This is a genomic window from uncultured Corynebacterium sp., from assembly GCF_946998835.1.
Lineage (GTDB): Bacteria > Actinomycetota > Actinomycetes > Mycobacteriales > Mycobacteriaceae > Corynebacterium.
In genome coordinates this window covers 41,599-64,468 of the sequence record NZ_CAMQAZ010000012.1, presented here as the reverse complement: position 1 = coordinate 64,468, position 22,870 = coordinate 41,599, and the positions used below count along the sequence as shown (strand labels likewise).

Sequence of the window (22,870 nt, the reverse complement as noted above, 5' to 3'; positions counted from 1 at the left end):
GAGCGAGTCTGATGTTTAAGCCTAAAAGCAAAAACAGTGAACGCACCGACGTCGTCGTCATCGGTTCCGGTTTCGGTGGCGCGGTCTCCGCGCTGCGCTTGACGGAGAAGGGCTACCGCGTCGATGTGCTAGAGGCAGGTCGTCGTTTTTCCGACTCGGACTTCCCAGACTCTAACTGGGACCTCAAGCGGTACCTGTGGGCACCGAAGCTGGGTATGTACGGAATTCAGCGCATTCATCCGCTTAACGACGTTCTCGTGCTGGCCGGTGCCGGTGTTGGCGGTGGCTCCCTGAACTACGCCTGTACTTTGTACCGACCAGGTAACGCCTACTTCCAGCATCCGCAGTGGCAGGGGATTACCGACTGGAAGGCTGAGCTGGATACCTTCTACGACCAGGCCCAGCGCATGATGGGTGTCTCTATCAACCCGACGATTACGCCCTCGGACCGCGTCGTCAAGCATATTGCGGAAAGGATGGGGCGCGAGGACACGTTCCGCCGAACCCCAGTGGGCGTGTTCTTCGGTGACCGCGAGGCGGATTCGCCTGCGCCGAAAGGGAAGCCGGAACCGGTGGCGGACCCGTTCTTCGGCGGTGTCGGGCCTTCGCGTGTGCCTTGTACGGAATGCGGCGAGTGCATGACTGGCTGCCGCCACAATTCCAAGAACACCCTGGTCAAAAACTACTTGTACCTGGCGGAGAAGGCTAGTGCGAAGATCCACCCGATGACAACTGCCATTGGCGTGGAGCAGGCATCTGACGGTTCCTGGCTTGTCCACACTCGCCCTACCGACGCATCTGCAATTGGTGCATTGGTAAAGGGCAAGATGATTCGGGCTGAGCACGTTATTTTCTCCGCTGGAGCGTGGGGCACGCAGAATCTCCTGCACAATGCTCGGATGGACGGCACTCTGCCTAAGTTGAGTGAGAAGGTCGGACATCTCACTCGTACCAACTCCGAGGCAATTCTGGGTGCGTCGACACGTTCTGTCGATCCCGACAACGACTACTCCGAAGGTGTTGCCATCACCTCCTCGTTCTTCCCCGAGGACGACACCCATATTGAGCCAGTTCGCTACGGCAAGGGCTCCAATGCAATGGCACTGCTCCAGATGGTGCAGACCGACGGTAGCTCGAAGGTTCCGCGGTTTTGGCAGGCTCTGTGGAAGATTGTCACGCATCCCGGCGAGGCAAAGCGCCTCTACGAGCTAAAAGGATGGTCGCAGCGCACCGTTATACTCCTGGTCATGCAGGACTTGGATAACTCGCTGACCACCTTCAAGCGCAAGATCGGCCCGCTGCGCTGGCTGGCATCGAAGCAGGGGACCGGCCTGCCGAATCCGAAGTGGATTCCGTCCGGCAATAAGTCAACAGATCTTGCTGCTGAGAAGATGTCCGAGGGCAAGGGCGGGCGCGCCATTGCCGGTGGCTCTATCAGTGAGTTGCTGAATAAGCCGACCACGGCTCATTTCATCGGCGGAGCGGTTATCAGTGAAAGCCCTAATGACGGCGTGATTGACCCGTATCAGCGCGTGTGGGGCTACCCGAGCTTGTCGGTTCACGACGGTTCGGCGCTGGCAGCCAACCCGGGTGTCAACCCGGCACTTTCGATTCTGGCCCTGGCCGAGCGCGCATGCTCGATGTGGCCAAACAAGGGTGAGGCAGATTCACGCCCAGCTCAAGGTGAGGACTACCGCGTTGTCGAGCCTGTCGCTCCACACAATCCAGTCGTGCCACCGGGGGCCCCGGCCGCTTACGCAGTCGGATCGACCTCGCTTGGTATTCCAAAGATGAAGAACCCGAAAGCCAACAAGTAACTCGGGGGAGGGGCATCGGAGATGTGGTCCCCAACGCTGAGACCACTCAACCGGCCCCGAGCACAAGGTGACGGGTACAGTTGGCAACTATGAGCAACGGTATCTTTAGCTTTGACATCTATCAGCAGCGTCTGAATCGCACCGCGGAGCTACTCCGCACCCGCGATGCAGACGCTGCAGTCTTTGGAACCGGCGCTGACCTGCAGTATCTCATTGGGTCTGCGGTCACTTCGCATGAGCGCCTCACCGCGCTGGTGGTCACCGCATCCGGCACGACCACACTGGTACTGCCCGCTGTGGAGCGCGGTGACCTGCCGCTGTGTGCCATCAATGATCTCAACGCCGATGTGGTGTTGTGGGAGGACGGCCAGGATCCGCACCGCATTGTCGCCGACCTAGTCGGCCATGTAGGCACTCTCGCCATTGGGGCATCGTTGACCGCTGACCACCTGATTCCCATCCAGGATCTCACCGGGGCCAAAACTGTGTTGGCCGGTGACCTTCTGAAGGAACTCTTCATGCGCAAGGACGCCGCTGAAATTGATCAGCTGCACGAGGCCGGTGCCGCCATTGACCGCGTTCACGCTCGCGTGCCGGGCATGCTGCGCGCGGGTCGCACCGAGCGTGAGGTCGCGAATGAGATTTCGGCTGCCATCCTGGAGGAGGGCCACGTCGCCATTGACTTCGTGATTGTCGGCTCGGCTGAAAATGGTGCAAATCCGCACCACGATTTCTCCGACCGCGTCATCGAGGACGGCGACGTGGTGGTCATCGATATCGGAGGCACCTTGCCGCTTGGCTACCACTCCGATTGCACGCGCACCTATGTCGTCGGCAAGCCTGGGGAGAAGGAAACTGCGGCGTGGGCGGCTCTGAAAAAGGCTCAGGAAACTGCTGTGGCGGCGGTGCGCCCTGGTGTGACGGCTGCCGAAATCGATGCGATTGCGCGCAACAGCCTCACCGATGCAGGCTACGGAGAGTACTTCATCCACCGCACTGGTCATGGCATTGGTCTATCCACGCATGAAGAACCGTTCATCATGGCCGGCAATGAGCTTGAACTCGAGCCAGGCATGGCGTTTTCGGTGGAGCCGGGCGTGTACCTACCAGGTGAATTCGGTATGCGACTGGAAGACATCATCATCGTCACCGAAGACGGTGGCGAATCGGTCAACAATGGACCGCACGATTTGATTAGCGTCTAATCGAGTCTTAGAGGAAAGGTTTTTCTAGCGCATGGGTCACGTACTCGTTCTTGGTGCCACCAGCGAAATCGGCGGGGAAGTTGCCGCGCGGCTGGCCAATCACAACACGTTCACGCTTGCCGCGCGCCGCACTGAGGCACTCGACGGCATTGCCGGCCGACTCATCGACGCCGGCGCTGTCGCGGTCCATCGCATCCACTTTGATGCCGATGACATCGCCGCACACCGCCAGTTCGTTGAGCACGCCTGGCAGCACGGTCCCATCGATACGGTGATCGTCGCGTTCGGCATCCTCGGCGATCAGCAAGAATGCGAGGAGTCCGGCGAGGCTGCTGCGGCAGTCATCCATACCGACTTCACGGCGCAAGCCTCGATTCTCACCGAGATTGTCGCGCGCATAGAGTCCGACATCGCCGCCGGTATTCTGCCAGTGCGAGATAAGGTCGCGGGCCGCATCATGGCCTTTTCCTCTATCGCGGGTGCCCGCGTGCGCCGTGCCAACTACGTCTACGGTTCGGCGAAGGCCGGTCTCGACGGTTTCCTCCAGGGCATGCAGGACCGTCTGCACGGCAGCAATATTCAGCTGACGATTGTCCGGCCGGGCTTCGTCATCGGCCGCATGACCGAAGGCATGAAGCCGGCTCCGATGTCTTCACGCCCCGCCGAGGTCGCTGAGGCCGCCGTCACCGCCTTCGATGGCCGCAAACCGTACGTTTGGGTGCCACGCAAACTGGGGTTGCTCGCCCGCGCCACGCATCTGACTCCTCGTTGGATTTGGCGGAAGATGCCCCGATGAGCCCGAAACTTCGCGTCGTCGGCATCGGCTGTGACGGGTACGTTGGTCTATCGGTCCGCGCCGTCGAGGCGTTGTCGTCGGCTCGCCGCATCATCGGTTCTCCCCGTCAGCTCCTTTTGCTCGACGACGTCGGCCTGGATGCCGAGCTTTCTCCTTGGCCCTGTGGCTTCTGGAAGGATTGGCAGGCCACTCTGGCAGACATCGACCCCGCAGGCGATGTCATCCTCGCCAGTGGCGATCCCATGTTCCACGGTGTAGGTGTATCGCTTGTTCGCGAGCTGGGTCGCGGTGCCGTGGACGTTATTCCAGCGCCGTCGTCGGCCTCATTGGCCTGTGCCTATCTCGGCTGGCCTTTGCATGACACACCGGTGGTTTCGCTGGTGACCGGGGAGCCGGGGATTGCTGGTGCCGCACGTGTGGTACCGGTAGCAGATTCGATGCGGCCCTTCCTCGTGCTGTGCCGTAACGCGGACTCGGTGAAAGAGGTCGCTACGGTCTTGGCTGACCGCCCAGACACCAAGCTCACCGCGCTGACCAATCTCGGTGGCTCGGAGGCAACTGGGCTGCCGCAAACTGTGGCCGAAGGCACGGTGACAAACCCTCCGGTTCCAGCTGGCAACCTCACGGTGCTGGCGGTGGAGCCGTCGGGAAGCGCGCGCGGCTGGCTGCGCGACGGCGACTTTGACTCGGACGGCCAGCTGACGAAGGCGCCGATTCGCCAGATGACAGTGGCGGCGTTAGATCCGCGACCGGGAGCACTGCTCTGGGATGTCGGCGGTGGCACCGGTTCGATTGGCATTGAGTGGGCTCGGCACGGCGGACACGCGGAAATTTTCGAGCGCGATGCTGTTCGTGCAGAGCGGATTGCTAAGAATGTGGCGGCTCTGTCGGGAAATGTGACTGTCCACCACGGTGCGGCACCAAAAGTTTTGGACGACTCCAATCTTCGCCCAGATGCTATTTTCATCGGCGGCGGTCTCACTGCAGACCACATGATCGAGACCTGCTGGCAGCGCCTTGCTCCGGGTGGCACCATCGTCGCGAACACTGTGACGCTGGAGTCGGAAGTTCTACTGTGGCAAGCGCGCCGTGACTACGGCGGGGATGTCACTAGGCTTTCCGTGGAGCGGGCAGGCTCTGTCGGCAGTTTCACTGCGTGGCGGCCGGCGTTGCCGGTGGTGCAGTGGGCGGCGGTGAAGCCAGTAGAGCCTGCGCTACCATTGACATAATTTCTCTGTTTAAAAATATCGAGGACTCTGTAACTCACAATGACTGTGTATTTCATCGGTGCGGGCCCGGGCGCAGCAGATTTGTTGACGCTGCGCGCGGACCGGCTTATTCGTTCCTGCCCAGTATGCGTTTACGCGGGATCGATTGTCCCGCCTGAGGTGTTGGAGAACTGCCCCGAGGGCGCAGAGATTATCAATACCGCACGTATGCCGCTGGATACCATCGTAGAGACCATCCAGGCGGCACACGCGGCTGGCAAGGACGTCGCACGCCTGCAGTCCGGCGACCCATCGGTCTGGTCGGCACTGGCAGAGCAGGTGCGTCGCCTCAGCGAGCTCGGCATTGACTATGAAATCGTTCCGGGTGTACCGGCTTTTTCCGCTGCTGCGGCGGCGCTCGGGCACGAGCTTACGGTGCCAACTGTTGGTCAATCGGTGGTGCTGACCCGCATCTCCGGGCGAGCTTCCAAGATGCCGGAGGGCGAAACCCTGGAGAACTTCGGCCGCACTGGCGCGACTCTGTGCATTCACTTGGCCGCCCACGATATTGACCGAGTGGTTGAGGAGCTCACCCCGCATTACGGTGAGCACGGACCGGTAGCAGTGGTGGCCTTCGCTTCCCGCCCGGAGCAGGTTATTCTCCGCGGCACGCTGTCTGATATTGCGCAGCAGGTCAAGGATGCAGGCGTGACCCGTACGGCTGTCATCATTGTCGGCAAGGTACTTACCGCCGAGGCGTTTCCAGACAGCTTCCTCTACAGCGATGATCGCCCGCGCGATGAACACGGACGGACCATTCCATGCGTGCACTAATTCTGGGTGGCACCGCGGAAGCCCGCGCCTTGGCCAAGCGCCTGGTGGATGAGGGCTGGTTTGTCACCTCTTCGCTGGCCGGTCGTGTAGCTAACCCCAAGCTGCCAGTCGGTGGTGTCCGCATCGGTGGTTTTGGCGGTCCGGCGGGGCTCGCGCGATGGCTCATCTCTGATGCCACTGAGGTCATCATCGATGCCACACACCCGTATGCGGAGCGGATCAGTGAATCTGCCGCGGAGGCCGCTCGCGCCACCGGCATTCCGCTCGTAGCGCTGCATCGTCCGGCGTGGGAGAAGCAGCCCGGCGACAACTGGATTGAGGTTTCCTCCATGCAGGAGGCCGCAGACGTTGTTGCCGACCGTTTCTACAGTCCGTTTCTCACTATTGGCCGCCAGCAGCTGGCTCCATTTGCCGACGACTCCAACGGCCGCTACCTCATCCGCTGTGTGGAAAAGCCCGCACCGCCGCTGCCGAAGAATCGAAAGATTATTCTCAGCCGTGGCCCCTATGATGTCGCTGCGGAGCGCAAGCTCATGCGGGACTATGCCGTGGACTGCGTGGTGACCAAGAACTCCGGTGGCGCTGCTACCTACGCCAAAATTGAAGCAGCCCGCGACCTTAAGAAACCAGTCGTCATCGTGCAGCGCCCGCAGCTGCCCGGCGCGGATATCGCCACCATCGCCACGACGGTGGATGAGGCGTACAACGCCGTCATTCGCCGGGCATAGCGGCTAACGCAGCAACTCGCCGGTTCCGCTCGTGCCGCCCTCACCGTAGTGGCGTGCGGTGTAGACACGGGTGGTTTTTCCGGCACGGTATGCCTTTGTTGATGACGACCCGATAATCACCATGGTTCGCATATCGACGACATCCGGATCGAACTCCGCCAACGTGGTCACGGTGACGTTTTCCTGCTCCGAGCCCACTGCCCGCGCCACAATCACCGGCGTCGTCGGCTCGCGGTATTCCAAGGCCAAGGCACGCAGCTCTCGGATCTGCCACCTCCGTGACTTGGACGCTGGGTTGTAGACGGCAAACGCCATGTCCGCACCAGCTACGGCACGCACTCGCTTAACGACGACATCCCAGGGCTTCAACCTGTCGGAGAGGCTGAGCATCGCAAAGTCATGGCCAAGCGGAGCGCCCACACGACTTGCGACAGCCTGAGCAGCAGTCATGCCCGGGACGACTCGCACGGGAATGTCTCGCCACATATCGTCGTCAGCGACTTCCAACACTGCCGCCGCCATAGCGAAGACACCCGGATCGCCAGAACTGACCACAGCGACCCGGCCACCGCGCTTCGCGATATCCAGCGCCATGGTGGCTCGTTCTGCCTCTACACGGTTATCCGAGAGGTGGCGGCGCTGCCCGGCGCGCTCGGGGACTCGGTTGATGTAGGTGGAGTAGCCGACCAAGTCCGTGGCATGCGCCAGTTCCTCAGTGACTTCTGGGGTGGTCCAGCGCTCAGCACCCGGGCCCAGGCCGACAACGACAACTTCACCGACGGATGGAGAAGCCGGCTCGGTTGCCACGTCGGCAGCTGCACAGGTCACCGCGGAATCCCCAGACACACCAGATGCGCCAGAAACACTGCGCTCGGTGCCGTAGACAGCGGAAGGTACAACAGCTACTGCGAAGTAGGGGACCTTCTCCGGGTCGGCATCGGCCAGCGGGTAGCTGGTGTGCTCATCCATGGTGGCTCGCTCGACGACATAAGCACGCTCGAGCATGTCTGCGGCCTGCAGGGCTGCGCGGACCTTCTCAACGTTCTTGCCCAGCTTCATAATGACGACGCAGTCCGACGCGTCCAGAACCGCAGCGATGCGCTCGGAATCAGCGGTGGCGGGGACCACGCTGACGATTTCGGTGGCTTCACCGAGCGGCTGCCCAATCTCCGCTGCAGCCGCAGTAATACTGGCTACACCTGGGACGATTTCGGTAGGGAAGTCCTCGCTGAGGGCATGGTGCAGGTGCTGGTACGAGCTATAGAGCATCGGGTCACCGAGCGAGAGCACCGCAACGCTGCGTCCGGCGGCCAAATGCTCGTGCAGACGGGAGGTGGCCTCTGCATAGAAACCAGCCAGCTGCTCGCGGTAGTCAGCCGGGCGTCCGGTGGTCACCGGGTATTGCAGTTGTTCTTCCACGGCGGCGTCGTCACGCGCGTCAATCAGTTCAGCGGCGATTGCGCGAGCGGTGGAACGCCCGTGAGTTCCGGCGTGGTAGGCGATGACATCGGCGGTGCGGATAAGCTCGGCACCGCGGAGTGTAATGAGACCTGCGTCGCCGGGGCCGAGTCCGACACCGTAGAGATGACCAGGCTGAGCGCTGTAAGAGCCGGACATGGTTTAGAGAATCTCCTTTGCGGTGGCGATGGCATTGAGGGCAGCACAGGTGATGGCCGAGCCGCCACGACGGCCAGTGACGGTGATGTACTTCAGCTCCGGGTTTTCCGCACCCGAGTCGATGGTCGCCTGCTTGGATTCCGCGGCACCGACGAAACCGACCGGCATAGCCAAAATGGCAGCCGGCATGGGGAAGGAGCCCTCATTAATGCGGTTGAGCAGGTGGAAGAGAGCCGTGGGCGCGTTGCCAATGGCGACGACCGCGCCCTCCAGGCGTGGTTTCCACAACTCCACGGCAGCAGCAGTGCGAGTGGTGCCGAGCTGCTGGGCCAGCTCAGGGACGCGCTCATCACGCAGCAGGCAAATGACCTCGTTGTCAGTGGGCAGGCGCTTTCGGGTAATACCCGAGGCAATCATGTTCACATCGGTGAAGATGGGAGCGCCATCCTCGAGAGCCCGGCGGGCTGCACGTACAGCTCCCGGGGAAAAGACAATGTCCTTGGCCAGGTCGGTCTGACCTGCTGCGTGAATCATTCGGACGGCGACGGTTTCCTCATCTGTATCGAAGCGGGAAAGGTCGCTTTCCTCGCGGATGATGGCAAATGAGTTGCGATAAATATCCGCACCGTCGGTGTTGTACTCAAAGCGCTTCATAGGCTTAAAGCCTAGTCCACAGCAGTGACTTCGTATTCTCCGTCCCCGGTAGCGAGGTAGTCGAAGTAGCCACCCTTGGGTTTGCCACAGCGGCGCTCACAACCGGAGAAGTGCACGCGGCCCTCGGGCAGGCGGTCATCGGCAATTGCGTGCGCGGCATCGCCCCGGGTATCAGCCAGCGACTTCTCACAGCCGGGGCGACCAGTGCAGGCGCTGACGCGCAGCCAGGTGGAATTCCGGTCGAAGATTAGGCCATTCGGCGCCAGTACCTTGACGACCTGCTCGGCAACTTCCTCCTCCAAATCGTGGAGAATCAGCGAGTACCACGGCGTTATGTGCACGGGAACCTGCGTGTGCGAAATAGCGCGTGCCAGACGCGCCGGCAGGATGCCAAAGCGCAGGCCAGCAGCCAAACTAACCAAGCCGTCCGGCTGGTCAATCCAACCAATCTGTCGTGATAGACCTGCGGTGGCATCGAAATTCTCAGCCGGGGTCGGCTCCTGGCGGCGGATACGCTCGCCCAATTCCTCGACTACGGCATCGGCAACGCGCCGGGCCGCATCTGCTTCCGCGATACGCCAGGCCGAGCCACGGCTGTCGTTCCACACCTTCGCTGTGGTGATGAGGGTCTCCACGACGTCGTCACGCGAGATGACAAGCCCGGAGGTCACGCCGCCAATGATGAGTTCGAAGATGTCCTCGTCATGGGCAACAACGCCGAAGTCGGGGCGCTCACCGAGGACATCGCCACGGCCGTCGTCGAAAGCCATGAGCGTGCGACCGGGCAGTGTTGCAAGCGACGGCTCCGCGATAAGCGCCGCGTCGAACTCCTGCACAAGCTCGCGGACATCGGCCTTGCCACCGACGCGACCTGACAGCGGCGACTGGAGAATATTGCGCACGCGGTCGTGGCTGGTGGAGGGAACCAGCTTTTCCTCTTCTGCGGCATCGGCGAACGCACCGGTGTTGGTGATGCCACGAATCTGAACATTGCCACGCGAGGTGAAGTGAATATCGCCGTCGCCGAAGTTCTCGGCCAAATCAGCGAGTACGGCAAAGCCCGGCGCGGGGAGGAAGCCTCCGGGGAAGCGCAGGCGCCCGATTGCGCCATCAGCTGCGATATGAACCTTGCGGCTACCAGGGCAGCCGTCTTGACGAGTGCGAGCTCCTTGATCAGATGCAGTCATACTTCCAAGAATACGCAAATAAGAAATATGAAAATGAGCACCGAGCAAAGCTCCGCAAACAGGACAATCTATTCTGATTCAGCAGCTTTACAGTGAGGTTAAATCTGTATCCCCTCGCGGTTCCACATAGGGGCACTCCAGGAAAACTCTAGGCAAAAACACTTCTATAACTATTCAAGACATTATACTTTCCGATAGCAAATCTCTTGTGGGTTTTACAGACGCTTCCACTGGGGACAGTGATTTGGTTTTAAGGAGACTACATGACTCGGAACACCGCTGAAGCTCTCGCAATCAGCAACGTCGACGGCACCGGCCGCACCGCCATGCAAGCACACTCTGCTTTACGACGGAACCGTCGTGCAGCCCGAAGGGGAATCGGGGTAGCACTAGCAGGGCTCATGACCATCGGACTGGCTGCGCCCCTGCATGCACAGCCACTGGATGTAGCAGGACAGCCGGAGCTCGGCCCGTCGTCAAGCTGGGACCGAGAGTTGCCGGGTTATGGACGCGTACCAAACCCGAACGTCGATAGGCTGCTCGGTACCGATAACAACGGCACGCAACCGGGTGGTGCAGGACCGGTCAGGCAGCTCACCCCAGAGCAGGCCCGCGTCGCGGCGGCCTCTCCGCTGAATTCGCTGCCGCTGAATCCACCACGCAGCGCACAGGCCGGCACACTGGTCCGAAGTGAAGATGCCCGGATGATGGTGAACCACGAACTCTGGAATGTCGACGCCAAGCGCATTCACTACAACTCCACGGATTCTCTCGGCAATCCCAGTGTGGACACCGCTATCGTGGTGACTCCGAAGACGAAGTGGCAGGGCAGCGGTCCGCGTCCGGTCGTGGCAATTGCTCCGGGAACCCAGGGCGGGGCAGAAAAGTGCGACCCATCGATCTCCGAGCAGACCGGACTAAAGGTCGAGTTTGCCCCAGTCGATGTCATTGCGCCATACGAGACGATGCCGCTCGTGGCCAACCTGCTGCGGGGTGCAACTGTGGTGATGATTGACCACCATCGCAATGCACAGGGCAACCAGGACTATGTCGATAACATCGCCTCGGCACAGTCGCTGCTCGATGCCGTATCTGCTTCCCATGAGCTCGGCGTAGAGGAAAAGGCTCCAGTTGGCATCTATGGCTACTCCCAGGGAGGTTCTGCAGCCGCTGCTGCCGCTGAGCGCGTTGGCATCTACGCCCCAGAGCTCAACGTCGCTGCCACTGCCGCGGGTGGTCCTCCCTCAGACCTCGCCAATGTTCTCGACCAGATTGACGGCACCACACTAACTGCCGCCATCACGCTGGCAATCAACTCTGTTCTGGACAAGGATCCGGAACTGCGCCGTGTGATGGATGAAGAAATGAATGCTGAGGGCAAGAAGCTCCTGAATACAGTTGGTAGCTACTGCGCGGGTGGGCTGGCCCTCCACCACGGTTTCGAAACCACCGATCAGTACACGACTAGCGGAGAGTCTCTCAGCGAGCTGATTCAGCGCTACGAGCCGCTGCAAAAGGAGCTCGCTCGACAGCGCGTCGGCAACTTCGTACCGAATGCTCCGGTACTTCTGTACTCGGGTGAGCACGATGACATCATTCCTATTAACCAAGTTCGCAAACTGCGTGATGCTTGGCTGGAGCTCGGCTTTACTGACCTGGAATACGTCGAAAACCTCACGCCCCCGCTGATCCCGAAGACTGGCCTAAACCATGTCGTTCCTCTGCTCGCGGAGCTTGACCGGGCCACCAACTACCTCTGGGCGCATTTCCCAGAGCAGCCGGCACCGCAGCCGCTGGGACTCTAACGGGAGCGCTGCAGTAGAGTGATGGAGAAATCCACTGCCATGCTTTTGACGAGAAGCTCGGTGAAAATCCGCACGGTCGCGCCACTGTCACAGTCAGACCTCGTCATGGGCTAGAGGCAGGCTCCCGCCGACCGGGGACGCGTCGCTCCCCAGGAAGTGAATGACTACACCGTGATTCTGCTGTTGTCGACCTCGGATACCGACCTTCTGTCCGCCCGCGCGGCCGCTCAGGCCAACCCGGAGGTGTCCTACCGCTGGGCAAACCCGGCGCGTCTGCTCGACGATGATTTGCCCACGCTTGCCGACGGCGCCGACGCCGTCATCATCCGACTTCTCGGCGGCCGCCGCGCCTGGGAATCCGGCGTCGACTACTTTGTGAACTCCGGCATTCCCACTGTCCTCGTCTCAGGTGAGCAGGCACCGGATGCTGAACTCACTGAGTACTCGACGGTCCCGGCGAATGTCGCCACGCAAACACACATCTACTTGGCTGAAGGTGGCGCGAAGAACCTCGCACAGCTGCACAACTTCCTGTCGGACACACTGCTGCTGACCGGACTCGGCTTTGAGGAGCCCGCACGCATGCCGGCATGGGGTTTCCTGGAGCGCGACTCCAAGGTGTCCAAAGCAGATTCCCGCGGCACCGTCGGCATTATTTACTACCGCGCGCAACACCTAGCTGGAAATACGCACTACATTGAGGCGCTCGCTGATGCGGTCGAGGCTCGCGGCTACGTCGCCAAGCCTATCTTCGCCGCGTCCCTGCGCACCGCCAGCGATGAGCTACTGGCAGAGATGGCCTCCTGCGACGCGCTGATCACCACGGTTCTCGCCGCTGGCGGTAACCGCCCGGCACTCGCGCAGGCCGGTCAGGACGACGATGGCTGGGATGTCGCCGCACTCGCAGACCTCAACATCCCCATCATCCAGGGGTTGGCCCTGACCTCTTCCAAGGCAGCGTGGGAGGATAACGACGAGGGGCTGTCGCCCCTGGATGTCGCAACACAGGTCGCCGTCCCTGAATTCGACGGCCGCATCATCTCGGTCGCGTTCTCGTTTAAGGAAATTGACTCCGACGAGCTCATTTCCTACGTCCCAGACCTTGAGCGCTGCGACCGCCTCGCCGGCATCGCTACCCGCTACGCCGCCCTTCGCCACATCGACAACGCCGACAAGCGCGTCGCCGTCATGCTGTCTGCATACCCGACCAAGCACGCCCGCATCGGCAACGCCGTCGGTCTGGATACACCAGCATCGACCTTGAAGGTGCTGCACGCGCTTGCCGACGCCGGATACAACCTCGGCGACACCACCACAATCCCCGGATATGCCACCGCCGACGATGGCGCCGATGAACCAGATGCGTTCATGCACGCCATCATCGATGCCGGCGGCCAGGACCCGGACTGGCTGACCGAAGAGGTCATGGAGGCAGCCGAGCTTCGCCTACCCGCCGCGACCTACGAGAAATTCTTCGCTACCTTGCCGGAAGAACTTCGCGCCGATATGCAGGACAAGTGGGGTGCCGCGCCGGGCACCCTGTATGTTCACCCGGATACCCAGGACATCTACATTGCGGGCCTGACCTTTGGCAATGTCGTGGTCATGGTTCAGCCACCGCGCGGTTTCGGTGATAACCCGGTGGGTATTTACCACGACCCGGATCTGCCGCCGACACACCACTACCTGGCCTGCTACCGCTTCCTGTCGCTGCCTCAGGCCGAGGGCGGTTTCGGTGCCGACGCGGTGGTCCACATGGGCAAGCACGGCAACCTGGAGTGGCTGCCGGGTAAAACCGTCGGCCTTTCCGCCTCCTGTGGCCCGGATGCAGCTATCGGCGAGCTGCCGATGATTTACCCCTTCCTGGTCAACGACCCGGGCGAGGGCACACAGGCCAAGCGCCGCGCTCACGCCACACTCGTCGATCACCTCATTCCGCCGATGGCCCGCGCCGAGTCATACGGCGACATCACCCGCCTGGAACAGCTTCTCGACGAGCACCAGAACATCTCCGCCATGGACCCGGCCAAGCTGCCGGCTATCCGTCAAGAGATTTGGACGCTGCTGACCGCAGCGAAGATGGACCGCGACCTCGGCTGGGACGAGCGCCCGGACGAGGAAGTCTTCGATGACATGCTCATGCATGTCGACGGCTGGCTCTGTGAGATTAAGGACGTCGCCATCCGCGGTGGCCTCCACGTACTCAGCCAGGCGCCGGAAGACGAATCCCTGATTGGCACCGTGACCACCATGCTGCGCGCCCGACAGCTGTGGGGCGGCAAGCAGACCCTGCCGGGCCTGCGCGAGGCTCTCGGCCTGGCTGAGGATGGCACGGACGAGCGCCACGCTGTGGACTCCATCGACGCGCTGGCCACAGCGCTGGTGACTGCTGTGGTGAAGAATCCTGACCAGCCGGCGGCGCAGATTGCTGCCAGTGTCCTCGGCTCCGAAGAGTTCGCCGATATCGCGGCACCTAATGGTCTGGATCAAGTCGTCGAGCTGCTGCAGTTCACCCGCGACGAAATCCTGCCGCGCCTGGCCGCCACCAGCGAAGAGATCCCGCGTATTCTCTCGGCCCTCAATGGCGAATTCGTTCCGGCTGGCCCCTCCGGCTCGCCACTGCGCGGCCTGGTCAACGTGCTGCCGACTGCCCGCAACTTCTACTCGGTCGACCCCAAGGCTGTGCCGTCCCGCCTAGCTTGGGAAACCGGTGTCAACCTCGCCGATGGTCTGATTGAGCGCTACCGCGCCGACCACGGCGAGTACCCCAAGTCGGTTGGCCTGTCGGTATGGGGCACGTCCGCAATGCGTACCTCGGGCGATGACATCGCCGAGGTGCTCGCGCTGATTGGTGTGCATCCGGTGTGGGATGACGCATCCCGTCGCATTGTCGGCCTTGAGCCGATTCCGCTCGAGGAATTGGGCCGCCCGCGCATTGACGTGACCGTCCGCATTTCCGGCTTCTTCCGTGATGCGTTTCCGCATGTTATTGACCTTTTGGATGACGCGTTTCAGCTCGTCGTCAAGCTTGATGAATCCGACGACGATAACTACGTGCGGGCCCATGCGAAGGCTGACCAGCAGGAGCGTCCGCGCCGTATCTTCGGTTCCAAGCCGGGCACCTATGGAGCGGGTCTGCTGCAGCTGATCGATTCCGGTTCCTGGCGCGATGATGCGGACCTGGCGAAGGTTTACACGACCTGGGGTGGCTACGCCTATGGTCGTGGCGTCGATGGGGAAGAGGCTGCGGACGATATGAAGACGGCCTACCGCCGTATCCAGGTCGCTGCGAAGAATGCCGATACCCGAGAGCACGACATCGCCGACTCCGATGACTACTTCCAGTTCCACGGCGGCATGATTGCCACTGTTCGCGCGCTGACGGGTTCCGCTCCAGAGGCGTATGTAGGCGATTCGACGCGTCCCGACGCCGTACGCACCCGCACCCTGCACGAGGAAACTCGACGTGTCTTCCGTGCCCGCGTGGTCAACCCGCGCTGGATGCAGGCCATGCGTAATCACGGTTACAAAGGCGCCTTTGAAATGGCCGCGACCGTCGATTACCTCTTCGGTTACGACGCCACGGCACAGGTCATGGATGACTGGATGTACGAAACGCTTACCGACGAGTACGTTGCGAACCCGGAAAACCGTGAATTCTTCGAACAGTCTAATCCGTGGGCTCTGCACGACATTTCCGAGCGCCTGATGGAGGCCGCCGAGCGCGGAATGTGGGAGAACCCCGACCAGGAACGAATGGATCTGCTGCGCCAGACCTACCTGGATACTGAGGGCGACTTGGAGGAGCGCGCTGACCGGTAGAGAGTCAATATGGGCTGCGGGAATCGCTAGCCGTCTTCTAGACAGTCTCTAAGAACTGGCTCGAAAACGACATGAAAACCGGCCGACAGCGGTAACGACTTGCTCACCCTAGTGGCGGTTACACTGGAAACTATGAGCAAGTGGTTCACAATTATTTACCTCATCGCTGAGATTGCGGCCTTCATCGCACTCGGTGAATGGATTGGCTACGGCTGGACCATCCTGTTGGTTTTGGGCCTGTTCATTGTGGGGTTGGTCTTCGCCGCCATCGAGTTCAAGCGCATCTACCAGAAGTTGCTGCTGGATACTTCCCGTACTCTCACGGAGTACGGCCAGAAGCATCCGGAGGAGGCAATCAAGCGCTCGGCAAAGGGCGCGGGGCACTTTGTCGCGGACTCGGCAATTCTGTTGGTTGGTTCTTGGCTGATTGCTCTGCCGGGTGTCGTAACCACGATTATTGGTTTCCTGATGGTTCTGCCGCCGGTGCGCTGGCTGATTCGTAAGACCGGGTCGGTGGCGCTGCTCAACGGTCTCCGCAACTTCAGTGACCGCAGCATGATGGTGGTCTCTCAGTACGGCATGGCTCCAGGTGCTAAAGGCGCAGGAGCTGGTGCTGGCGGTTTTTCGGGTTTTCCTGGATTCTCCAGTGGTTTCCCGGGCTCCGATGGCAAGAGCTTCCCAGAAGACAAGATTGTGCCGCCGGCGCCGGACAATGCCTGGGATGATGACCAGGACGGCAGCGACAAGCGCTAACTCGAGCAGCAAGCGCTAACTCAAAAACTCGCGAACACAGAGAGTTCTCCTACCCAAGTGCACACTAACCGCCAAGCGCGCTCCAGCGAGCACGGGGACGTCGCTCAGAAAGACGCTCAGCAAGACGCTCCGAAAGATTCGTATCGCTGGCAGGCGCGCTTTCGCGCGCTTACGCCCCTAAAGCAGCGCCTGATTCTCTCCTTCATTGCAATCCTTGCTGGTGGATTGCAGTTTCTCAGCTATGCCCCCATGTGCTGGTGGTGGTCGGCCTGGCTCGGCCTCTCCCTGCTCATTGCGGCCTTCCTGTGCGCAGCCGATTGGAAGTCCAGCGTAGTGGTGGGCTTCTCCTGGGCAACAGCGACAGCGCTTTTCTCGCTGCCGTGGATTGGCTCCTTCGTCGGCATCGGCCCCTACGTGGCGCTCTCGATTGTGCTGGGCCTTCTCACCATTCCGGCGGCGGTTGCGATGTGGCTCATTGCGCAATCCAGTTTCCCCCTCGTGCTGAAGCTCCCTGGCATGGCCGCTGCGCTCGTGGCAGGGGAGGCGCTGCTCGCTCGCTGGCCTTTCGGCGGCTTTCCCTGGCTCCGCGTGGCCTGGGGGCAGGTCGACGGTCCGCTGGCTCCAGCGGTGACAATCGGCAGCACTGCATTGGTCACTTTCCTCGCCACCTGTGTCGGCGCAGGACTGGTCGCCCTTGCGCTGCGCACCTACGCGACCTCGGCTGCGCTTTTGGTCGGAGCGCTGTTCATTGGCTGGGCTCTTCCTGCCTGGACCCAACCGCTGCCTGAGCCCACGGCAGACAGCAACACCCGCGTCGCAGTTATCCAGGGCAACGTTCCGCGTCTCGGATTGGAGTTCAATGCCCAGCGTCGCGCAGTGCTGCAAAACCACGCCGATGCCACCAATGAACTGGCACGACGTGTCCACAAAGGTGAAGAACCGCAGCCGGACATCGTTATCTGGCCTGAGAACTCCTCCGATGTCAGCCCGTTTACGGATGGGGAAGCGGCACGCATTATTGAAAATGCCGCGATGAATATTGGCGCTCCCATCGTGGTCGGCACCTTTACCTACACCGATGGTGTGCAGAACACCATGGTGGTTTGGGACCCGAGGACCGGCCCCGGCGAGCAACACGAGAAAATCTACCTCCAACCCTTCGGCGAGACCATGCCTTTCCGCGAACTGCTGCGTCACTTCTCCGACATGGTCGATCACGCCGGCGACATGACTCCCGGCGATGGCAATGCCGTGGTCACAACTCCTGGCAACGATGGCTTAAAGCAGGTCAACCTCGGCCTGGCCACCTGCTACGAAGTGGTTTTCGATGGCGCATTCCGCAACGCGGTCAACAATGGCGCAACCATGCTGGCCACGCCCACGAATAACGCCACCTTCGGTTTCACCGACATGACCTACCAACAGCTGGCCATGAGCCGCATGCGGGCCATGGAATTCCAGCGCGCCACAGCCGTCGCCGCAACCAGCGGTGTGAGCGCAATTGTGGATGCACACGGAGACGTCGTAAAGCAGAGCAAAATCTTCGAGCAGAAAGTGCTCACCGAGACCTTGCCCCAGTATTCCCACCTGACTTTCGCCGCACGCTTCGGGACGTGGATTGAGGTTCTACTGACTGTATTCGGTATTCTTTGTGTGGTCGGTGCCGTCCTGCGCCGCCGCGGTGGAGATACCGGGGCAGACGCAGATGAAGTTGATGGCCGCGATACTGAGCAGAACATGCACTAAGGAGAATCACGAGTGACTGCCCTCAATGAGTCGACGCTGGTTGTCATTCCCACTTTCAACGAGCGGGAAAACCTGCCGGGTGTGATTGCACGCCTGCGCGCAGCGGAGCCGAGCGTCGATATTTTGGTTGTCGATGACTCCTCGCCAGACGGTACCGGTGAGCTCGCCGATGAAATCGCTGCCGCTGACAAGGCGGACAACAACGGCGAAGAGCACATCTACGTCCTGCACCGCGAGGGCAAGGGTGGTCTGTGGGCTGCCTACCGCGCTGGCTTCGCCTGGGGGCTCGAGCGCGACTACCAGGTTCTCTGCGAGATGGATGCTGACGGTTCCCACGCGCCAGAGCAGTTCCACCTGCTGCTGGAGAAGCTCGAGGACGGCGCTGATGTTGTCATCGGATCCCGCTACGTTCCGGGCGGCAAGACTGTTAACTGGCCGATGAGCCGTCAGATTCTCTCCCGCGGCGGAAACATCTACATCTCGCTGGCGCTCGGTGCGGGCATCTCCGATATCACCGCTGGCTACCGTGCTTATCGACGGGAAGTTCTCGAAACCCTCGATCTGGAGAACATTGGCAAGGCTGCGTACTTGTTCCAGACAGAGCTTGCCTATGAGGCAGTGCAGGCTGGCTTCCTGGTTGAAGAGGTTCCGATTACCTTTACCGAGCGCGAGTACGGCGAGTCCAAAATGGATGGCAGCTTTGTGAAGCAGTCTCTGCTGCAGGTCACCAAGTGGGGATTCAAGCACCGTTCGCAGCAGGTAAAGGACCTGGGCTCGGAGATTGGCCGCCTGGCTGGTCACGAGATTAAGCAGCGTTTCCGCAAGTAGGACAACCCCAAAAATTGCGGCCTGCCCGTATGAATACGGGCACTATGTTTGAACACGGGCTGCAAATGTGAAACTGTGTGAGTTTATAGCACTTTCAGGCCATTTTTCAGGCCATTTTTGTCATAAACACGGCCAGTAACTCGGATCGGTCCACAACCGCCAGCCATAAACGAAAAACGGGCCCGAATAAGGAGCAAAACCTTATCCGGACCCGAATTGCAGTGTTTGATTAACGGTTATACAGCCGTAGGGCTCAAATCTAACCAGCTCAAAACCCGCAAGCCTCAAACCTTAAGCGTTCTTCTCCGCTTCTTCGGCTTCCTTCTGAGCCTTCAGCAGGCGAGCGGCGTTACGACGACGCTTGCGCAGCAGGTCAATGCGCTCATCGAGCAGCACGTCGAGCTCCTCAATGGAGCGACGCTCACGGAGCATATCCCAGTGGGTCCTCGGCGGCTTGACCGGCTTAGCTTCAGTGCCTTCGCCCTCGACCAGTTCACCAATCTGGCCATTCTTACACAGCCATTCACCTGGAATTTCCGCGTCATCCGCGAACGGGACCTCGAAGATCTCGCCGGATTCGGTGCGGTAGCGGACCATCATTCGCGGCGCGAGGTCATGATCGCGATCGGTCTCATACGAAACGGCGCCCATGCGGCTGCCGCGAAGAACTCGATCTGCCATGTGGAACGTGCCCCCTTTGGTAGAAATACTAGACCACATATTATAACGCCTAATTCGTTATTCATGCCATAATTGACTTCTGTGTCAGATCAAAAGCCGAGCACAACTACCGCCAATTGCCAGTGGTGTGGCCGCGAAATGGAGGTCACCATCCGCGGTCGCCGTCGCAAATTCTGCACCCAAGCCTGCCGGCAGCGCGCCTACGAAAAGCGCGTTGGCGTGGCAAAGGGTGCCTCCAGGCCCATCGCAATTCGCATCAATTCCGATCTCACATCACAGCCCGCCGACGATGTCACGAGTAGGTCGGCGGCGGAGGACGTCGTAAAGCGAATAGGGGACGGGCTCTTTGAAGTGCGCTGTCTCGCCGAGGACTTGCGCACCGCGCTTGACGACGGCATGGAGACCGCTGTTCTACAGGAGATTACGCAGGAATTGATTATGAAAACGCGTGAAGTGGAACGGTTTATCCCATAGCGGATTTAAAGGATAGGATGAGCACTATGAATTCTGGTGTCCGTAAGTCAATTATTACTTTGATAGCTGTTGCAGTTGTTGCGCTCGCAATTGTTATTGTGGGCCCAGTTTTGTATCGCGTTTTCACACACGAAGGGGTGCGCACCGGGGATTTCGAGGCCAACGAGCTACCTGCGGCAACAACTGACGCAAACGGCACCTGGAAGATTATCGGCGGTGATAATTCGCAGAACACATCCGTTGGCTTTACCTTCAACGAGGTCCTGCCGGGCAGCAAGCGTACAACATCCGGTTCGACTCACGATGTCACCGGTGAGCTGAAGGTTGCTGACAACAAGCTTGAGGATGCATCCGTTGTTGTTGATATGGCAACACTGACTAGCGACATCGAGCGTCGCGACATCAACGTCCGCAACAACATTTTCAGTGTCGAGCAGTACCCAGAAGCTAAGTTTGAGCTCTCCGAACCGTTGAACGTTTCCAGTATTCCCGATAACGGCCAGTGGGCGAATATCGAGATTCCAGGGCGTCTAACCATTCGTGGTGTCACCAATGATGTGACAGTCCCGATGAAGGCAGCTCGCACCAAAAACCTGGTTTTGTTGTCAGGTAATCTGCCGATTAACCGCCTGGACTACAACGTGCGCCTGCCACAGTTTGTTGCCGCAGCGATTGATGAGAATGGCGAGCTCAATTTGCGCATTGTCGCGGAAAAGCAGGACGCGTAAGATTTCGGCTGGCAGACACGGGCACCCAAAGAGAATCGCAGCCGAGAATCTGCAGCGCAGTTAACTCATAAAGGCCCCTGGCCAGCGACAACACACCCTGTTTCGTCACTGTGACGTAATATAGCTATTTAGCCGCACACCACATAAGACCCCTAGAAACGATCCTGATGGACCACTTGGGAGATACGACGTTATGAACACCTACGAAGCAATGTTGCTCGCACGAAAGGTGCGAATGGCACTACTGATTATCTTCATTGCATTCGTGGCCTATAAGGGTGTGTGGTGGCTCGTGGCTGTCGGTGCATTGCTAATCGGCATGACATTGTGGCAGAACAAGCGACTGCGCGAAGAGATTGCTGTCCGCAATGCGGATGAGCTTACAGCCGGCGCAAAGACCAATGAGTCCGATGCCACGGACAAGCCAGACAGGTAAGTCGGCCACACACAACGCTACAATAATCAGGCGAACAATCAGACAAGCGCAACACTTGGACAGCCAACACTCGGACACAGTCACCAAGACAGGCAAGCGGCCAACCTGGGAATTCAGAAAACCCCCAGGGCTGACCACTCTTAATATTTGTCCGATAATATACATTATGACATTTTGACTTTAGGGTCCCGCCCTCCCCATTTCCGCGAGATTTAGTAAACTTTTCCGCTATGCCTGAACCCTCAGACACAGCCAGTAGCTCAGACGGTCCCAATACGTCCGAAGATAGATCTGATTCCTCGGACACCCCTGAGCCTCTCGCCAACGTCGACGGACTCTCTGTAGGCGCAGTAAGCACAATCACCGTAGCAACCGCAACAGTCTCAGCAACCGTGGCGCCAAGCTCCAGTCGGTCATGCGACTGATGCAGCGCGCGGGCTCACTTCGCGTTGGTGATATAAGAAAGAGCTCGTCGGCGAAGTCCGCCAGGCAACAGCCTAGCGAGTTTGCCGACGAGCCCCGTCGATTCAAGCTGGTAGCTGACTAGTTCTTCAGCGAATTAGCTGATTACTTCAGTGCAGCCAGTGCGGAGTCGTAGTCCGGCTCCGTAGTGATCTCATCTACCAACTGGTTGTAAATAACCTTGCCCTCTTCATCGGTGACGACTACGGCACGGGCCAGCAGGCCAGCGAGCGGCCCATCCTGCTGGACGACTCCGAAGGCCTCGCCGAAACCGTGGCGGAAGTCGGAGGCAACCTCAACGTTCTCCAGGCCCTCTGCGGCGCAGAAACGGCCAAGAGCGAACGGCAAATCACGCGAAACGTTTACAACGACAGTGTTCTCGAGGCCAGCAGCGTCCTCATTGAAGTGACGCACCGAAGCCGCGCAGACACCGGTGTCTACGGACGGGAAGATGTTGTAAACGACCTTCTTACCAGCGAAGGTCTCGTTGGTGACCTCGCCGAGGTCACCGCCGGTAAGGGTAAACTCCGGAGCCTTGTTACCCAGCTGGGGCAGGTCGCCGGAGAGCTGGACTGGATTGGACTGAAATGCAGTTTGTGTCATAGCGCCCTTTTTACCGCCTTTCGTCACGATCCTCCAGGTTCTCCCATGAAATCAGTAGAATCGTGACAGAAATGAAATTTCTAGCCGCAGTATCTTGAGTATCTTGTGGCCCTGGCCGCGCTATTCAGCGGCTGTTCACGTTTATTCTCCGAGGAAGGCAACAATGAGTTTGATTACCGCAATTGTGTCCATCGATGTCGAGTCCGACAAGATTCCGGAGGCCGCTGAAACCATCGTCGGAATCAACGGTGTGACTGAGGTCTACTCGGTTACCGGCGACTGGGACTTGGTCGTCGTAGTGCGCGTGAGCAACCATGATGATTTGGCGGAAATCATTCCAAACCTCATCAGCAAGGTCGACGGTGTCATCCGCACTCAGACTCAGCTGGCTTTCCGCACCTACTCGCAGCACGACCTGGAAAGTGCATTCTCCATCGGACTGGAGTAGACGCGGGCTGTCCACTTCGTGGCCTGTCTACCGCGCGG

20 protein-coding genes are annotated in these 22,870 nt (G+C 60.0%); 15 read left to right on the top strand and 5 right to left on the bottom strand.

Annotated features, from left to right (window positions below; genetic code table 11):
* The first annotated feature begins 11 nt into the window (after positions 1 to 11).
* The 6 genes from Q0U90_RS05880 (at position 12) to Q0U90_RS05855 (ending at position 6,588) form a co-directional block, all read left to right on the top strand.
* Positions 12 to 1,817, top strand: a complete 1,806-nt coding sequence (locus tag Q0U90_RS05880) for a GMC family oxidoreductase (protein ID WP_297452518.1) — start codon at positions 12 to 14, stop codon at positions 1,815 to 1,817.
* An 89-nt stretch (positions 1,818 to 1,906) separates the two neighbouring features.
* The gene (locus Q0U90_RS05875) at positions 1,907 to 3,022 is read left to right on the top strand and encodes a Xaa-Pro peptidase family protein (RefSeq protein WP_297452517.1); all 1,116 of its coding nucleotides are present in this window, start codon (positions 1,907 to 1,909) and stop codon (positions 3,020 to 3,022) included.
* A gap of 31 nt (positions 3,023 to 3,053) precedes the next feature.
* Positions 3,054 to 3,818: an SDR family NAD(P)-dependent oxidoreductase gene (locus tag Q0U90_RS05870; RefSeq protein ID WP_297452516.1), complete on the top strand. Its 765-nt coding sequence runs from the start codon at positions 3,054 to 3,056 to the stop codon at positions 3,816 to 3,818.
* Positions 3,815 to 5,047, top strand: coding sequence for a precorrin-6Y C5,15-methyltransferase (decarboxylating) subunit CbiT (gene cbiT / locus Q0U90_RS05865; RefSeq protein ID WP_297452515.1), 1,233 nt, complete (start codon positions 3,815 to 3,817; stop codon positions 5,045 to 5,047). Before Q0U90_RS05870 ends, cbiT begins: the two co-directional genes overlap by 4 nt.
* Positions 5,048 to 5,086: 39 nt before the next feature.
* Entirely contained in the window at positions 5,087 to 5,860 is a 774-nt protein-coding gene (gene cobM / locus Q0U90_RS05860) for a precorrin-4 C(11)-methyltransferase (RefSeq protein ID WP_297452514.1), read from the top strand.
* A complete protein-coding gene (locus tag Q0U90_RS05855; protein ID WP_297452513.1) occupies positions 5,848 to 6,588 on the top strand; it encodes a cobalt-precorrin-6A reductase in 741 nt (246 codons plus the stop codon). Before cobM ends, Q0U90_RS05855 begins: the two co-directional genes overlap by 13 nt.
* Before the next feature lie 3 nt (positions 6,589 to 6,591).
* On the opposite strand, the gene cobJ is transcribed toward Q0U90_RS05855, so the two are convergent.
* Genes cobJ through cobG form a run of 3 tightly spaced genes read right to left on the bottom strand, consistent with a single transcriptional unit; the run spans position 6,592 to position 10,046 of the window.
* Positions 6,592 to 8,205: a precorrin-3B C(17)-methyltransferase gene (gene cobJ / locus Q0U90_RS05850; protein ID WP_297452512.1), complete on the bottom strand. Its 1,614-nt coding sequence runs from the start codon at positions 8,203 to 8,205 to the stop codon at positions 6,592 to 6,594.
* 3 nt (positions 8,206 to 8,208) lie between these two features.
* Positions 8,209 to 8,859, bottom strand: a complete 651-nt coding sequence (locus tag Q0U90_RS05845; RefSeq protein ID WP_297452511.1) for a precorrin-8X methylmutase — start codon at positions 8,857 to 8,859, stop codon at positions 8,209 to 8,211.
* An 11-nt stretch (positions 8,860 to 8,870) separates the two neighbouring features.
* Positions 8,871 to 10,046: a precorrin-3B synthase gene (gene cobG, locus Q0U90_RS05840; protein ID WP_297452510.1), complete on the bottom strand. Its 1,176-nt coding sequence runs from the start codon at positions 10,044 to 10,046 to the stop codon at positions 8,871 to 8,873.
* A 263-nt stretch (positions 10,047 to 10,309) separates the two neighbouring features.
* Here cobG and Q0U90_RS05835 point away from each other — a divergent pair, with 263 nt between their 5' ends.
* From Q0U90_RS05835 to Q0U90_RS05815, 5 genes are all read left to right on the top strand, one after another.
* The gene (locus tag Q0U90_RS05835; protein ID WP_297452509.1) at positions 10,310 to 11,851 is read left to right on the top strand and encodes a lipase family protein; all 1,542 of its coding nucleotides are present in this window, start codon (positions 10,310 to 10,312) and stop codon (positions 11,849 to 11,851) included.
* Positions 11,852 to 12,022: 171 nt separating this feature from the next.
* Positions 12,023 to 15,673 carry a cobaltochelatase subunit CobN gene (cobN, locus tag Q0U90_RS05830; protein ID WP_297452524.1) on the top strand — a complete coding sequence of 1,217 codons (3,651 nt, stop codon included), beginning with the start codon at positions 12,023 to 12,025 and terminating at the stop codon, positions 15,671 to 15,673.
* Positions 15,674 to 15,805: 132 nt separating this feature from the next.
* Positions 15,806 to 16,426, top strand: a complete 621-nt coding sequence (locus tag Q0U90_RS05825) for an FxsA family protein (RefSeq protein WP_297452508.1) — start codon at positions 15,806 to 15,808, stop codon at positions 16,424 to 16,426.
* Positions 16,427 to 16,483: 57 nt separating this feature from the next.
* Positions 16,484 to 18,172 (top strand): apolipoprotein N-acyltransferase, encoded by a 1,689-nt coding sequence (lnt, locus tag Q0U90_RS05820; RefSeq protein WP_297452507.1) that lies wholly within the window; start codon positions 16,484 to 16,486, stop codon positions 18,170 to 18,172.
* Between the two features lie 12 nt (positions 18,173 to 18,184).
* A complete protein-coding gene (locus Q0U90_RS05815; RefSeq protein WP_297452506.1) occupies positions 18,185 to 19,000 on the top strand; it encodes a polyprenol monophosphomannose synthase in 816 nt (271 codons plus the stop codon).
* Between the two features lie 291 nt (positions 19,001 to 19,291).
* Here Q0U90_RS05815 and Q0U90_RS05810 read toward each other — a convergent pair whose 3' ends face one another.
* Positions 19,292 to 19,681: an RNA polymerase-binding protein RbpA gene (locus Q0U90_RS05810; RefSeq protein ID WP_048758436.1), complete on the bottom strand. Its 390-nt coding sequence runs from the start codon at positions 19,679 to 19,681 to the stop codon at positions 19,292 to 19,294.
* An 81-nt stretch (positions 19,682 to 19,762) separates the two neighbouring features.
* Between Q0U90_RS05810 and Q0U90_RS05805 the strand changes: the two genes are divergently transcribed.
* The 3 genes from Q0U90_RS05805 (at position 19,763) to Q0U90_RS05795 (ending at position 21,319) form a co-directional block, all read left to right on the top strand.
* The gene (locus tag Q0U90_RS05805; RefSeq protein ID WP_297452505.1) at positions 19,763 to 20,155 is read left to right on the top strand and encodes a hypothetical protein; all 393 of its coding nucleotides are present in this window, start codon (positions 19,763 to 19,765) and stop codon (positions 20,153 to 20,155) included.
* Positions 20,156 to 20,172: 17 nt separating this feature from the next.
* Positions 20,173 to 20,883, top strand: coding sequence for a YceI family protein (locus tag Q0U90_RS05800; protein ID WP_297452504.1), 711 nt, complete (start codon positions 20,173 to 20,175; stop codon positions 20,881 to 20,883).
* 193 nt (positions 20,884 to 21,076) lie between these two features.
* Positions 21,077 to 21,319 (top strand): hypothetical protein, encoded by a 243-nt coding sequence (locus Q0U90_RS05795; protein ID WP_297452503.1) that lies wholly within the window; start codon positions 21,077 to 21,079, stop codon positions 21,317 to 21,319.
* Between the two features lie 567 nt (positions 21,320 to 21,886).
* On the opposite strand, the gene tpx is transcribed toward Q0U90_RS05795, so the two are convergent.
* Positions 21,887 to 22,384 carry a thiol peroxidase gene (gene tpx / locus Q0U90_RS05790; protein ID WP_297452502.1) on the bottom strand — a complete coding sequence of 166 codons (498 nt, stop codon included), beginning with the start codon at positions 22,382 to 22,384 and terminating at the stop codon, positions 21,887 to 21,889.
* Between the two features lie 163 nt (positions 22,385 to 22,547).
* On the opposite strand from tpx, the gene Q0U90_RS05785 reads away from it, so the two are divergent.
* A complete protein-coding gene (locus Q0U90_RS05785) occupies positions 22,548 to 22,832 on the top strand; it encodes an Lrp/AsnC ligand binding domain-containing protein (protein ID WP_297452501.1) in 285 nt (94 codons plus the stop codon).
* The last annotated feature ends 38 nt before the right edge of the window (positions 22,833 to 22,870 follow it).

What these genes read in the sequence shown, in the direction of transcription:
- Q0U90_RS05795 (WP_297452503.1), top strand. Translation starts at nt 21,077, where the DNA reads ATGAACACCTACGAAGCAATGTTGCTCGCACGAAAGGTGCGAATGGCA.
- cbiT (WP_297452515.1), top strand. Translation starts at nt 3,815, where the DNA reads ATGAGCCCGAAACTTCGCGTCGTCGGCATCGGCTGTGACGGGTACGTT.
- Q0U90_RS05880 (WP_297452518.1), top strand. Translation starts at nt 12, where the DNA reads ATGTTTAAGCCTAAAAGCAAAAACAGTGAACGCACCGACGTCGTCGTC.
- cobJ (WP_297452512.1), bottom strand. Translation starts at nt 8,205, where the DNA reads ATGTCCGGCTCTTACAGCGCTCAGCCTGGTCATCTCTACGGTGTCGGA.
- cobG (WP_297452510.1), bottom strand. Translation starts at nt 10,046, where the DNA reads ATGACTGCATCTGATCAAGGAGCTCGCACTCGTCAAGACGGCTGCCCT.
- Q0U90_RS05855 (WP_297452513.1), top strand. Translation starts at nt 5,848, where the DNA reads ATGCGTGCACTAATTCTGGGTGGCACCGCGGAAGCCCGCGCCTTGGCC.
- Q0U90_RS05845 (WP_297452511.1), bottom strand. Translation starts at nt 8,859, where the DNA reads ATGAAGCGCTTTGAGTACAACACCGACGGTGCGGATATTTATCGCAAC.
- cobM (WP_297452514.1), top strand. Translation starts at nt 5,087, where the DNA reads ATGACTGTGTATTTCATCGGTGCGGGCCCGGGCGCAGCAGATTTGTTG.
- Q0U90_RS05870 (WP_297452516.1), top strand. Translation starts at nt 3,054, where the DNA reads ATGGGTCACGTACTCGTTCTTGGTGCCACCAGCGAAATCGGCGGGGAA.
- Q0U90_RS05835 (WP_297452509.1), top strand. Translation starts at nt 10,310, where the DNA reads ATGACTCGGAACACCGCTGAAGCTCTCGCAATCAGCAACGTCGACGGC.
- Q0U90_RS05875 (WP_297452517.1), top strand. Translation starts at nt 1,907, where the DNA reads ATGAGCAACGGTATCTTTAGCTTTGACATCTATCAGCAGCGTCTGAAT.
- Q0U90_RS05810 (WP_048758436.1), bottom strand. Translation starts at nt 19,681, where the DNA reads ATGGCAGATCGAGTTCTTCGCGGCAGCCGCATGGGCGCCGTTTCGTAT.
- Q0U90_RS05800 (WP_297452504.1), top strand. Translation starts at nt 20,173, where the DNA reads ATGAGCACTATGAATTCTGGTGTCCGTAAGTCAATTATTACTTTGATA.
- Q0U90_RS05825 (WP_297452508.1), top strand. Translation starts at nt 15,806, where the DNA reads ATGAGCAAGTGGTTCACAATTATTTACCTCATCGCTGAGATTGCGGCC.
- Q0U90_RS05785 (WP_297452501.1), top strand. Translation starts at nt 22,548, where the DNA reads ATGAGTTTGATTACCGCAATTGTGTCCATCGATGTCGAGTCCGACAAG.
- tpx (WP_297452502.1), bottom strand. Translation starts at nt 22,384, where the DNA reads ATGACACAAACTGCATTTCAGTCCAATCCAGTCCAGCTCTCCGGCGAC.